Origin of the sequence: uncultured Pedobacter sp. (assembly GCF_913776295.1) — a bacterium.
Classification (GTDB): domain Bacteria; phylum Bacteroidota; class Bacteroidia; order Sphingobacteriales; family Sphingobacteriaceae; genus Pedobacter.
In genome coordinates, this window is the sequence record NZ_CAJYOJ010000005.1 from 47,486 (window position 1) to 62,236 (window position 14,751).

Sequence of the window (14,751 nt, forward strand, 5' to 3'; positions counted from 1 at the left end):
ATTAAAAAGTAATGTTTGCCCCAATGTTAAATCGCTTTACCGTTGGATATGCACCCTGCGATGCCCAACCGGTTCCCGCAAAATTAGATTCGCGGTCATCGGGCATTTTGGTCCAAACATACAGGTTGTTTCCATTTACATATACCCGCAGCGATTCCATACCGATACGCTTGATAAAGCTTTTGCTTTTTTCGAACGTGTACGCCAATTCTGCATTTTTTAACCTGATATAGGATCCATCGTACATGTACCGGTTGCCGGAAGTATAACCACTCGCTGTAGACAGCCACCTTGGTAGCGGCACATCGGCATTAGGGTTATCTTTGCTCCAGTAAGATCCCTCGTTATAAACCAAATGGTTCTGGCCGGCTAAACTGCTAAATACCACCTGACGGGTTACATTGTTTACACCATAAAGCTGAACAAACAGACTGAAACCTTTCCAGTCTACGCCAAATGTGGCGTTGTAGGTATTCTGAGGGTTTGATGGAAAGCCATAAGGAATATTATCTTTTGAATCGATAATACCATCGCCGTTATAATCGATAATATAATAATTGCCCGGTAATTTTTGCCCGTCGTTATTATCGTGAATAGTGCTACCATAAAGTTCATCCCAGGTATTGTAATTTCCGGCGCTCACATAAGAATAGGTCTGGCTGATTTGTTTGTTAGCCCTTTTCTGATATTCTGGTAACAATTGTGCGTCATCAGCTTCGATTACCTTATCCTTCGCATGTGTATAATTTACGTTGGCCCAAAGTCTCCAGTTCTGTCCTAATCTTTTGTTAAAGGCCAGCTCAAGCTCATAACCCTTGTTCTCTACAATACCGAGGTTGGCCACCGGCGCATCAACACCGAAATAAGAAGGGATGGCGCGGTTAGCACCGAGAATCAGGATATCAGTACGGCGGTCGCGGAAAAAGTCAGCCTTTCCGGTAAACATTCCTTTAAAGAAACTATAATCGATACCAAAATTGGTTTTCTTTACCTTTTCCCAATGCACATCCGGATTGCCAAGTGCCGATATTTTATACCAGGTGTACGGACTTAATTCAGAACCTTCACCGGTTACCCCCAGTTTGGTTTGTCCACCATAAGCCCATTGTGTAAGATAAAGCCAGCGGCCGCTAACATTATCATCACCAATGGCTCCGTATGAAGCACGCAATTTAAGCATGTCAACAAACTTCAGCGGTTTCATAAATTTTTCTTCACTCAACATCCAGCCCAATCCTCCTGATGAAAAGAATGCGAAACGGTTTTTCGTGCTGAATTTCTCAGAACCATTGTAGGCACCGTTATATTCGATCATGTATTTATTGGCATAATTGTAGGTGGTCCGGAAAACCCAGTCTTCACGGTAGTTTGGAATCTCACTTCCGGTTGCCACTTCATTCCGGTTGAAAAGCCCCATGGCCGTAATGTTGTGGTTGGTACCCAATTTCAATGCGTAATTAAGCTGGCCCTGATAGAATAACCGGCGTTGCGTAGACCAATCCTGTACGGTACCACCGTTGGTGGTCCAGTTGATTCCGTTCTGAAAATCGAAACGATTGGTTCCATCAAATGCCTGCTCATAGGTGGTCAATCCCGTTTTTGGATCGATCCATTTGCTTTGAATACCATTATACAAATCATTAATCCCCCTGTTTCCTTCTATAAAAGAGTTATCGAGGGCGATGGTACCTTTAAAATTTAAACCCTTTACGAGCGATCCCAGGTCCTGGTCGAGCGTAAAATCGGTTGTAATCCTGCTCGTAGTGGTATAACCTACCCCACTAACGGCCAGGTTCCGGGCAGAGTTTAAACCTTTTTGCACATTTGGTGCATAGTAACCCCATGTACCATCCGAATATTGCGGCATAAATACATCCGGAGCAGTAGAATAAGCAGAAATCCAGTAAGAATAGTCGCTGTTGGAATTGCCCCACGGACTTTTCTTCACACCTCTGGAACCTGACAAATTCACTTTAAAAAGTGTAGATTTAGTCAGTTGAAAATCAAGGTTACTCCTCACGTTTAACCTGTTAAATCCGTAGCCCGGCTCGTAACCACGATCGTTTTTAAAAGTACGGAACAAGTCGCCTTCGTACAGGTAATCGGCATTGGCAAAATATTTTACCTTAGCGGTTCCGCCGGAGATATTGAGGTTAACATTGTTGGACAGGGCATAATCTTTAAACAATACCTGGTCCCAGTTTACATTCGGATAGCGTTCTGATTCTGCTAAATTTGCCGGATAACGGTATTTATAGATTGTAGCCTGCGGCAGATAATCGGCCCAGCTTTCCAGCTTAAGGGAAAGTTCATTTTCTATGGCCTGGTTCTTAATGGTAAGGGCATCATAAGAATCGTATTTTCCCGGTAAACGTGACGGCGATTTGATTACATTATTGATGGTACCCCTGATAGAAGCCTGTCCCTCACGGCCACGTTTGGTAGTAATCAGGATTACGCCATTGGCTCCCCTTACCCCAAATACAGCAGTTGCAGAAGCATCTTTCAAAACGGATACCGTTTCTACCGAACCGATATCGACACTGTTCATCGGGCGTTCAATACCATCCACGAGGATCAGCGGACCGGTATTGTTCCAGGTGCTACGCCCGCGGATCAGTATCTGAGGATCTTCCTCGCCGGGCATTCCGGTACTTGCAGTGGTGATTACCCCTGGCACATTACCCGTTAACGCAGCACCTATACTCGATACTCCACCGGCACGTTCAAGCACCTTACCTGTAGTCTGTGCAATGGCGGCTACCACACTGGCTTTTTTCTGCGTACCGTAACCGATTACCACAACATCATTAAGGGCAGATTGATCTTCTGCAAGCACAATTTTAAGATTGTTTTTTCCCTTTGCAGAAACCTCCTTGGTTACCATACCCACGTAACCAATAACCAGAATGGATTGATCATTCGGTACATTAATCACAAACCGCCCGTCAGTATCTGTTTGGGTACGGATATTGGTACCTTTAACAGTAACTGTAGCGCCTATTATAGGAATTTGCTTATTATCGGAGATTACTCCGGTTACCTTTGTCTGCTGTGCAAAAGTAATTTTGATCATCAGCATCAAGGTTAGCATGGTTAAACAACATCTTTTAAAGAGTTGCCTTTTCGAGCCCAGGTTATCCCCAGCAAAATGCAATAGTATAATTCTTTTCATTTTTCGAAATCATTTATTGAGCATGATGGGTGAAATTGATGACGTCTGTTTGATATGCATTCCGGAACATTTCATTTCCGATAAGACGTTTCGAAAGGAAGTCGTTTTCCTAAATGGAATTTTAAGTAAATCTCTTAGCATTATTATTTGGTTAGTGTTTTTAAATAGAAGAAAAGTTTTTTTCTCCAATAATGATCAGCCTCGCGATGTGGTAAGGGCCAATTGATGAATTCAGGTTGAGCGGCTACACCTCACTACTCGCATGTAAATGAAAGTCGAAAAATGAGCGATTTGCTGATCTCAGCCTGCCAGGGAGATTTCCAGCTCACCTTTTTTCGATTTATACATCCGGCCAATGCTTAGCCATTAAAGCACTTGTTACCTATCGCTCAATGGAATTAAAAATCGGTAAACTGAAGTTTCAGATTGATGGTGATTTGACATTGCCCGCAGGTTTGTCCCTTTTTGCGGGACAAGATCGCTTAAGCCTTCCTCATAGAAGTTGATCAATTGATTAGTCATGGTTTATAAGTTTTATTTGGTTAAACCAAACATAGGACAAAAACGAATTTTAAGGTTAGAAGATTTGTACATAAATCTGATACAAATGTTCTATCACCACAAACAACTGAAATTCAGACAATTAAACACCTTTAAAGAAGCTTACCGCGATAATAACTGAGAAATTTTAGTTGGTAAAACGATTTCAACAACCTAAAACAATCGATTGCACAATGGTAAATAACAGCTAATTACCTGTATCAGATGCGTGATCTTGCTTACGGTACAGGTTTAAGTACTCTGAAGGTTGCATGCCGAATTTTGCTTTAAAAGATTTAGCGAAATAGTTTGGTGTGGCGAAGCCGACGAGGTAAGCAATCTGAGAAATATTCAGGTCGCTTTTTACCAGCAATGCCGCGGCCTTATCAAGCTTAACCGAGCGGATATACTCTACCGGCGAAAGCCCTGTTAATTCCAGCACTTTATGGTAGAGCGAGCCCCGGCTCATCCCTACATTTTTGCTTAAATCTTCTACAGATAATTGTGAATTATTGATGTTATCTTCAATGTACTTCAGAATATTCTTCAGTAACTTATCGCCATGAGATTCAACAAAAATCTCAGCGGTTTCCATCTTAATCTGTTTGGTATAAGTATTTTTAAGCGTACGGTTGAGGAGTAAAAGGTTTTTGATTTTAATATTGAGGATATCAATATTAAAAGGTTTGGTCAGATAATCATTCGCACCAATTTCCAGTCCCGTCAATTGTTCCTGTTCACCGGTAAGCGCGGTTAAGAGAATAACAGGGATATGTTTTGTTCGCTTATCTTCCTTTATTTTTTTACAGAGCTCAATACCCGTTACATTAGGCATACTGATATCGCTTACAATAAGTTCAGGATGGTTGGCCAGTGTTTTTTGCCAGCCCTCCTTGCCATCGGCTGCTTCTACAATACGGTAATGGGCCTTCAAATGCTCTTTCAGGTATTCCCTAAGGTCCTGATTATCCTCTACAATGAGAATGGTGTGGATTTCTGCATCCGTTTCATTTGTCGCTTTAGCTGAAACTTCTTCCTCAGTCTGTATTGGGGTTTCGGGAATTGAAAAATCAAGATTCAGCTTTTCGATATGGTCCTGCAGCGGTAAAGGCAGGGCAATCATAAAACGAGTACCTTTCCCAACTTTGCTTTCTAAATCGATGGTGCCACCCTGGATTTTAACGAACTCCCTGATGATGGAAAGACCGATCCCGCTTCCCTGATTAAGAATGGATACTTCGGTATCAGCCTGAAAAAAACGCTCGAATACTTTTTGCTGCTCTTCCTTGCTAATGCCAATCCCAGTATCGCTCACCGTAATCAGAACATGCTCTTCCTGCCCCTCACCCGGTGCTCTTTTTAAATCAACGGTGATGGTACCACCTGATGGCGTAAATTTAAAGGCATTAGAAAGAAGGTTGAATAAAATACGTTCCAGCTTGTCGTGGTCAAACGCCGTTGGATAGCTATCAAACTGGGTCTGAAAAGTAAGGCTTATCGATTTACGTTCGCTTAAATCATTGAAAGATTCAATTACATCGGCAATGAACGAAACCAGTTCGCCCGTGGCGTTATTGATTTTGAGCTCATTCTCTTCAATTTTCCGGAAATCGAGGATTTGGTTAACCAGATTGAGCAGGCGACGCGCATTACGTTTCACTATTTTAAGCGATGCACTTTTAGACTCTTCTCCCTGTTGCGAAAGCAGGTTCTCAACCGGCCCCAGGATAAGTGACAGCGGCGTGCGAAACTCGTGGCTTAAGTTGGTTAAAAATTTAATTTTCAGTGAATCGAGCTCATGCAAGCGCTCGGCCTCTTTTCTGTCCTGCAAAATCTGCTGCTCAATTTTTGTTTTTTCCTGCATGAGCGCAAACTTTCTTTCCAGGTTTTTAATACCGCGGTGGCGGATGTACAGTAAAGTACCGGCAATAGCAAGCAGGTAAAAAACATAAGCATATAGGGTTCTCCACCATGGCGGATGGACAATGATCTTTATTGAAGATTCAGTTGTATTCCAAACGCCATCATTGTTACTTGCCTGTACATGGAAAATATATTCGCCCGGATCGAGATTGGTATAAGAAACCGTTTTAACAGTGCCTGCATCAATCCATTCTTTATTAAAACCTTCGAGCTTATACCGATAACGGTTTTGTTCCGGAGCGGTGTAGTTTACACTGACAAAACTCAGTGAAAAATTCTGCTTGTAATCCAGGTCGATTTTTTTGGCAACAGAAATATGGTCGGTTATTGGCCCCTCCTCACTCGCCTCAATCACATTATTGGAAATTTTTAGCTCGGTAAAAAGTACAGCGGGAACATTTTTGTTTTTTCTGAATCCGGCCGGGTTGAAGTAATTCATCCCTTCTGCCCCACCAAAAAATATTTCGCCGTCTCTGCATTTTAAGGCTGCTCCCCTGATAAAACTATTGTTTTGCACCCCATTGTAGATGCCGTAATTGCTAAATTTTTGTGTCTTTGGATCGAAACGGCTGATCCCTTTGCTGGTAGTTACCCAAATATTATGGTCATCGTCTTCAACAATGGCATCAATAACGTCATTTGCCAAACCATTACGTTCGGTGAAATTGATGAACTTATTTGACCTTTTATCCAACAGGTTTAAGCCGCCACCAGCCGTACCGATCCAGATCCGCCCTTTTGAATCTTCCAGAAAAGCCTGTGCAATATCCCCTTTAAGCCCTGAGTTAAGTTCGTTATAATGTTTAATACGGGCCTTATCAGCGCTAATCATGGCTACACCAGAACCATGAGAACCTACCCAAATGTTCGCAAAACGGTCTTCTTTAATAAAACGGATGTAATTATTAAGTGGAAACTTGCGGTCTGCGGCCGACTGTACCTTATCAATATACCTAAATATAACCTTGTGATTAGCGTCCATCACATTAATCCCCCCTCCATTGGTACCTACCCATATCAGCCCGTTTTTATCCTGTGTAATGCAAAATACATCATCAGAATTAAGGCCAGAATCTGTGTTGGTTTTCCGGTAAGAGGCCGCTTTGGTCAGCGTTGAATCCAGCACGATTAAACCATAACCAAAAGTACCCAGATAAAGTTTCTTAGCTGAACTGACAAATAATGACATGAGGGTTAAACGCGGCGGCAAACCCAATTTCTCTAAATTAACTTTGTGGAACAGGCCGGTATTTCTGTTAAAGATACTCAGTCCTCCTCCTTCTGTTGCTACATATAACTCTGTACTGTTTTTTGGTGCAAACGACGTTACTACGGGCGCATTTAAACCATAAACATCAAAAACATTACTCTTAATGAGGTTAAAAAGATTGAGGTTACTATCAAACTTATTGATCCCCTCGCGGTATAAGCCTAACCAATATATCCCCTGTTTATCGATGTAAACATATTTTACGCTAGTGCCCCTCAGGCTGTAAGGGTTGCGTGGATTAGGCCGGTATACCCTAACTTTCTTAGTGCGAAGATCAAAAACATTAAGGCCATCTTCGGTGCCGAGCCACAACTGACCGTTTGGTGCTACCGCTATACTTTGAACATTGTTATCGCTCAGCGAATTGGGATCACCAGGGATGTGCAGGTAGTTATCAAAGCCCATACCATCTGGTTTGAGCATGCTTAAGCCTGAGTTAGTCCCCACCCAAATGTCGCCGTTGCCGTCTTCAGCTAAAGACTTAACCATGGTTCCTGTCAGTTGCACAGGTTGATCTGTTGAAGATCCGATCCGGATAAAAGATGAATTTTGGCGGTTAAAGAGAAATAATCCATCATCTGTTCCTACCCACATCCTGTGCCTGCTATCCTCCATCATCACATTGATCATGGTTGGCGGAAGTTTACCAAAATGAGCGGCTGCGATTGGAAATCTGGAGACTTTTTTCGTTTCCGGATCAAAAAGATCAAGTCCGGTAAAGGTTGCTACCCATATTTTCCCTAAATAATCACTGGTAATATACCTGATGAGGCTATGACTAAAACCTGCCGGGCCATTTGAGGCACGATAATTAATGAAAGAATTTTTTCTTCTGTTAAAAAGCGCCAGTGAACCTCCACTGGTACCAAACCAAAGGTTTCCCTTTCGGTCTTCATGAATAGCTTTTACCTCGTTAGCCTGAATACTGGTAGAATCGTTTGCCTGGTATTTATAGGTTGTAAAGTTTGTACCATCAAATTTATTTAACCCGTCTTCCGTTCCAAACCACATTAATCCATACCGATCTTTAAAAATAACAGTTACATTGTTAGATGATAAGCCATTTTTAGAAGTTAAGGCGGTGAAACGCAATTCGGGCTGTTGTGTTTTAGGCTGTGCCTTAACATCACCAGCATTTAAAAACAGGTAAATAAATAGAATTAATGCCGAATAAGCAGAACCCTTGAGCATAGTTTAATGATTTTGCTGTATTAATAAAATTTCAACTTCAGGCGTAGAAAAGCTAAATAATGCGCTAAAATCTGAGGAAGATTCAAAATTATCCTGATGCATGGTCTATTTGGTTTATTGGCGGTAAGATAAAAAAACTAATTTGGTTCATCACATCATTACCACTTCTATCATATTATTTTATTCATTATCAGCTTAAAAAACTTGATTTATTTTCTGAAATCAATCACCTTCCAATATGCTCTTTTTCTTTGCAGGTTTTGATCAAAAAGTAACGGATAGTTTTTTCTTCCGGGTACCGGATATTGATCGAGCCAGGTAGAACGATCGGAAAGATTCCAAAAAGTTACACTGCTGATATTCTTTTTAAATTCCCTGAAAATAGAAAAAACCCGGGCATATCTGTCAATCTGCTTTTTTTCGAGCGCTGCCGTGAGGCTGTCTTGCTCACCCGGTTTTTTTGCCCTTAAATTTTTCTCCCATGGATAGATGGACATATCAAGTTCTGTAATCTGGATCTGCAGGCCAAGAGATGCATACTGTTTTAAAGATTCTCTCAATTCAGTATCGCTGGGTTCGAAAATAGACCAGTGCCCCTGTAAACCTACGCCGTGAACAGGCACCTTGTTATCAACAAGTTTTTTCAACATTTTATATATCTTGGCTCTTTTTACAGGTCGTTCAGAATTATAGTCATTATAAAAAAGCAATGCACCAGGATCAGCCTCATGCGCATATTCGAAAGCCTTGGCAATAAATTCCTCTCCACAGATCTCGTTCCATAAGGATGGCCTTAAATATTGGTCATCTTCGTCGCCAATCACCTCATTCACTACATCCCAGGCATATACTTTTCCTTTATATCGCCCCACAATGGTTGTGATATGGTCTTTAAGCCTTTTCAGCAACAGTTCCTTATCTACCCTTCCTCCAGCACTTTTCTTAAAAATCCAGGAAGGCACCTGTTCATGCCAACATAACGTATGGCCCCTTATTTTAAGGCGGTGATCCTGTGCAAAATTAACCAGTGCGTCGGCTTCCTTCCAATTATAAAAATCCTCACGCGGATGAATGGGTTGCATTTTCATGGCGTTCTCCGGCGTTATGCTATTAAATTCCTTTAAAAGCAAAGTGCCTTGCTCGCCTTTGATGGTCTGGGGCGAAACCGCTACTCCGATATTAAAATAAGACTGATAATAATCTTTCAGGCCCAGGTTACTTTTTTTAACTTTAGTGTAACTGCCGCAACCGGAAAAAATTCCGAAGACAGCTATCGTAAAAACGGCAAAATAAAATTTGATTGTACGCATTTATATTTGGTTGAATGGCAAAGGCGATTTCTCAATCGTCATGGTCATGAAAAATCCAGTAAATTTAGACCTAAGCAAATGCTTCAGCAGTCATATTTGTTAAAACAATAAGAACAGATGTTCAAAAAAGCACCAAATCGCTAAAAATTGACCAAATTGATAAACCAATAAGCCTCCGGGCCAACGTGTCATAAATCAATTACATAACATTTGTTTCCAAAAATTGATGATACGAAGCCTGGTCAGCACGAAAAACATACGATTTTGCAACTTTATTGCCTTACCTAATCGAATATGAGAAAACCGACCATCATCACCTATCTGGCCGTTCCGCTACTTCTTGCCGGCTTTATGTTCAGTGCCTATCAAAATAAGGAGCTTAATACAAAGGGACTAAAAGACTACTACCAAAAATATTTTCCCATAGGTGTGGCGGTTACTCCCTGGGACCTGGGCGGTGATAAGCGAAATTTGATTCTAAGCCAGTTTAACAGCGTCACCGCTGAAAATGCGATGAAAATGGGGCCGATACACCCCACTGAAAATACCTATAACTGGAAAATGGCAGACTCTATCGCATCCTTTGCAAGGGTAAACGGACTAAAACTCCGTGGCCATTGTTTAGTATGGCATAACCAAACCCCACGCTGGCTATTTAAAAATGAAGATGGAAGTTCGGTATCCAAAGAAACTTTGCTAAAAAGAATTCAAACACACATCAATACTGTTGTAAGCAGGTATAAGAAAGATATTTACGCCTGGGATGTGGTTAACGAGGTTATAGCAGATGACTCTGCCTATTTCCGCAAATCGCCGCTATACCAGATCGCAGGCGAAGATTTTGTTGAGATGGCTTTCAGGTACGCCCACCAGGCCGATCCCGATGCCCAATTGTTTTACAACGACTATAATACAGAACAGCCATTAAAACGTGAAAAAATTTATAAAATGCTCAAAGGACTGTTGGCTAAAGGGGTTCCAATCCATGGTGTTGGATTACAGGGCCATTGGTCTGTAAATAATCCAAGTCGTTCTGAACTGGAAAAATCGATTGCTCTATTTTCCTCACTCGGACTTAAAATTCAGATCACAGAGTTAGACGTATCGGTTTATAGTGGCCATCAGGGCGGACGTTTAATCCAGGGCAATACAAGTAGCAGTACCGAACAGTTTACCACTGAAATGGAAGAAAAACAGCTCCAGCAATATAAAATGATTTTTGAAGTGCTGCGTAAATACAAAGCTAACATCACGGGCGTTACTTTCTGGAATTTATCAGATCAGTACAGCTGGCTGGATAACCGTGGCCGGAAAAACTATCCGTTATTGTTTGATCAGGAACTTAAGCCAAAAAAGGCCTATTTCGAGGTCACGAAATTTTAAATAATAAGCAAGAAAAACATCAATTCAACCCTGATAATCTGTAAAAACCGCTCTTTCTTTATCAGTTTCATTAATTTACTCAGGAAGCAAAATTTCCCTGATAAATAAAAACCTATAAGTCAATTCAACATGAAAAAACGAGTTAAAATATCATCTATACCCTATATTCTATTTGCCTTCCTTTTAATCATAACCAAATACGCTAAAGCTGATGACCATATTGCCAGCCACCGGCACCTTGCAGACCCGGCCACACTGGTTTATAACGGAAGAGTTTACCTGTATGCCTCAAACGATGATGACAACAGCGATGATAAGGACAGTGGCTATAAAATGAAATCGATTGTTTGTATTTCCAGCAGCGATATGAAAAACTGGACCGACCATGGTGTGGTATTTGAGGCACCACGTGATGTAACCTGGGCCACCAGAACCTGGGCACCTTCGGTTATTGCCAGAAACGGTAAAATTTACCTGTATTTTGGAAACGGTGGCTCAGGAATTGGCGTAGCTACCTCCTCCTCACCCATCGGCCCGTTTAAAGATCCATTGGGCAAAAAGTTAATTGATAATGAAACTCCCGGCGTACAACCTGCAAAAAACATGTGGTTGTTTGATCCGATGGCTTTTTTAGATGATGACGGACAGGCCTATTTATATTTTGGGGGAAATGGTGAAGACAATATGCGGGTGATTAAACTCAATGAAGATATGATCAGCGTGAACGGCCGGGCAAGTTCATTTCATGTACCCGCTTTTTTTGAAGCTTCCTGGATGCATAAACGAAATGGCAATTATTATTTTTCGTATTCGTCTAACCCCAGGGCCGAAATGAGGATTGATTATATGATGAGCAAAAACCCAACCACCGGATTTGTTTACAAAGGTGTTATTGGCGCACAGCCACCCAATAATAATAACAATAATCACCAGGGGATATTTGAGTTCAAAGGAAAATGGTACCATGCTTATCACAACAGAGTCGTAGCGATAAAAAAGGGAATTCCTCCCGTATACAAGCGTAATTTGGCTATTGAGGAGCTAAATTACAATCCAGATGGTTCGATTGTTCAGATCACTTATACTGAAAATGGTGTGAAGCAAATTGGTGCAGTAAATCCTTGTCAACGCAACGAAGCCGAAACCCTGCAAGACCAAAGTGGGATCACAACCAAAAATACTGCTGATGGCGGAATGCTCGTTTCGGGCATGAAAAGTAATAACTGGATCAAAATCCAGGGTGTAGACTTTGGTAAAAAAGGTCCAAAGCTTTTTAGTGCTGAATTAGGCGGCCTGTCACCAGGTACAAGTCTGGAAGTACGTGCAGGCAGTTTAGATGGAAAACAGATTGCAAAACTGGTTTCAACCGGTAAACAGGCAGCTGGCTTACAACTATACACCGGAAAAGCGGAACCGATTAAGGGAAAACAAGATCTTTACCTTGTGGTATCTGGCGATGACAAGGCTAACGGAATTGACATCGACTGGTGGCGTTTTGAGCAGCATTAAACTTTCAAAACACCTATCTTAATAACGGCAAAAAAGCTCGGTCCAGGCAGCTAATGATCAGATCAAATATATCAAAGCATGATTATAAAAGTAAAAATAGCATATATTAAAACGATAATTCTTGTTGCACTACTAACGCTAAACCATGCCAACATATTGAGAGCTGAAGATGGCCAGTCGCTATGGCTTCGGAGCCATTCTGCTTTAAAAGTGAATATCTCCAGCACCATCCGCTCCGCTACTGTAGATCTTGCTAAAGCTGAACTTAAAAATGGCTGGTTGGGTAATGAAAACATAACCGTTAAACTTAACCTGAGCAAAAATCCGTCGATAAAGGGTGATGGATTTCAATTGGAAGAAAACGTGATCAATGCTCGTACAGAACTGGGGTTATTATACGGTGCCTATGAATTGTTGAGGCGCCAGTACCTTAACCTGCCGCAACGGAATGTGATTTCAAATCCATCCTATTCCAGAAGAATCCTTAACCATTGGGACAATCTGGATGGCAGCATTGAAAGAGGTTATGCAGGAAGTTCTATATTTTGGGGCAATACCGCTAATGGATTAAATATTACTCTGCAGGACCGTGAAAAATGGAAAGCCTATGCCCGCGCAAATGCATCAATTGGCATTAACGGTGCAGTGTTAAACAATGTAAATGCCTCGGCAAAAATCCTGTCTCCGGCTTATCTGGAAAAAGTAAAAGCCATTGCAGAAAGTTTGCGCCCTTACGGCATAAAAACCTATTTGTCTGTCAATTTTTCATCACCTGTTCTGATCGGCAAATTAAAAAAAGCAGACCCCTTAGATCCTTTGGTGAAACAATGGTGGAAAGAAAAAGCAGCTGAAATTTATAAACTTATCCCCGATTTTGGAGGATTTCTGGTTAAAGCCAACAGCGAAGGACAACCCGGGCCTCAGGATTACGGAAGAACCCATGTGGATGGTGCGAACATGCTGGCCGACGCCCTGGCTCCTTTTAATGGCATCGTGATGTGGCGTGCCTTTGTTTACAACCCCTCACCGGAAGACAGGACCAAGCAGGCTTATAAAGAATTTTTACCGTTGGATGGAGCCTTCAAGAAAAATGTAATTTTACAGGTAAAAAACGGGCCGCTTGATTTTCAGCCCAGGGAACCTTTCAGCCCTTTATTTGGCGCCATGACAAAAACACCAGTGATGCCTGAATTTCAGATCACCCAGGAATACCTGGGCGCCTCCAGGCAACTTGTTTTCCTGTCTACCTTGTGGGAAGAATGTTTAAATAGCGACACCTATAAAAATGGAAAAGGCAGTACCGTAGCCGCCTGCACCGATGGCTCGCTAAGCAAAACGTATTTTACCGCCATTGCCGGCGTGGCCAATATTGGCAACGATGTAAACTGGACCGGACATACTTTTGCCCAGGCAAACTGGTATGCTTTCGGACGCCTGGCCTGGAATAATAAACTAGAAAGCAAAACGATTGCTGAGGAATGGTTGAAACAGACTTTTCTGGGTGATGAAGCGAAGAAAACCGACGCCAACTTTATCAAAACCACGCTAGAAATCATGCTGGAGAGCAGAGAAGCAGCGGTTGATTATATGATGCCACTGGGTTTACACCATATTTTTGCGGAAGGACATCATTACGGGCCGGCACCCTGGTTCTCGAATGATAAAATCCGCCCAGACTGGACCTCGGTTTATTACCACAAGGCCGACACATTGGGGATAGGCTTCGACAGGACCAGAAGCGGAAGTGATGCGGTTGATCAGTATCATGAGCCATTAAGCTCAACCTTTAATAACCTATCGACCTGCCCGGAAATGTACCTGCTGTGGTTTCACCATGTACCGTGGTCTTACCGTTTGAAAAATGGCAGGGATTTGTGGACAGAACTCTGCATCCGTTATGACCGTGGTGTTCAAAAAGTGAGGTCTTTTCAAAAAGACTGGGACAAAATAAAGGGATCAATAGATAGCGAACGTTTTGCAGAGGTGCAATCTAAACTCAGAACACAGAGCAGAGATGCACAAATCTGGAAAGATGCCTGTTTACTTTACTTTCAGCAGTTTAGCGGACGAGAAATTCCTTTTGAAATGGAGCGTCCCGTTCATGATCTGCAATCCTTGAAACAACTAACAAAAAGCCGGGATTATGAGTAGAAATACGATGTTGAATTGTGTCCATGAAAATTTATGTCACTCTTCGAGATTGTCATTTTGAGCGAAGTGCAACGCAATCGAGAACCACGTAAGTCTTCAGCGAAGCTAAATCTATTTTGATGGATTCACGAACCGGAAAGCTCAGCGATACGAAATCCATCCAAACCGTCACCCTGAGGGATAATTTATTTTATAAAAATCAATATAAATGACGTAACTAATTACTTATGCCATACAGCCCAGTCTTGCCTCGGCTTACCGCCGCCGAATGGCTCTTACTTTTTGGCATCAAAAAGTAA

6 protein-coding genes are annotated in these 14,751 nt (G+C 41.8%); 3 read left to right on the top strand and 3 right to left on the bottom strand.

All coding sequences use genetic code 11. The annotated features are described in order from the left end of the window. Position 1: 1 nt before the first annotated feature. The 3 genes from QZ738_RS01055 to QZ738_RS01065 form a co-directional block, all read right to left on the bottom strand. Positions 2 to 3,175, bottom strand: coding sequence for a TonB-dependent receptor (locus QZ738_RS01055; RefSeq protein ID WP_293783210.1), 3,174 nt, complete (start codon positions 3,173 to 3,175; stop codon positions 2 to 4). 748 nt (positions 3,176 to 3,923) lie between these two features. Next, positions 3,924 to 8,099, bottom strand: coding sequence for a hybrid sensor histidine kinase/response regulator transcription factor (locus tag QZ738_RS01060; RefSeq protein ID WP_293783212.1), 4,176 nt, complete (start codon positions 8,097 to 8,099; stop codon positions 3,924 to 3,926). A 209-nt stretch (positions 8,100 to 8,308) separates the two neighbouring features. Then, positions 8,309 to 9,409, bottom strand: coding sequence for an endo-1,4-beta-xylanase (locus tag QZ738_RS01065; RefSeq protein ID WP_293783215.1), 1,101 nt, complete (start codon positions 9,407 to 9,409; stop codon positions 8,309 to 8,311). Positions 9,410 to 9,703: 294 nt separating this feature from the next. On the opposite strand from QZ738_RS01065, the gene QZ738_RS01070 reads away from it, so the two are divergent. The 3 genes from QZ738_RS01070 (at position 9,704) to QZ738_RS01080 (ending at position 14,452) form a co-directional block, all read left to right on the top strand. Further along, on the top strand, positions 9,704 to 10,792 hold the full coding sequence (locus QZ738_RS01070; RefSeq protein WP_293783218.1) for an endo-1,4-beta-xylanase: 1,089 nt from the start codon (positions 9,704 to 9,706) through the stop codon (positions 10,790 to 10,792). A 129-nt stretch (positions 10,793 to 10,921) separates the two neighbouring features. After that, entirely contained in the window at positions 10,922 to 12,301 is a 1,380-nt protein-coding gene (locus QZ738_RS01075) for a glycoside hydrolase family 43 protein (RefSeq protein ID WP_293783221.1), read from the top strand. Positions 12,302 to 12,379: 78 nt separating this feature from the next. Next, entirely contained in the window at positions 12,380 to 14,452 is a 2,073-nt protein-coding gene (locus tag QZ738_RS01080) for an alpha-glucuronidase (RefSeq protein ID WP_293783224.1), read from the top strand. Positions 14,453 to 14,751: the final 299 nt, after the last annotated feature.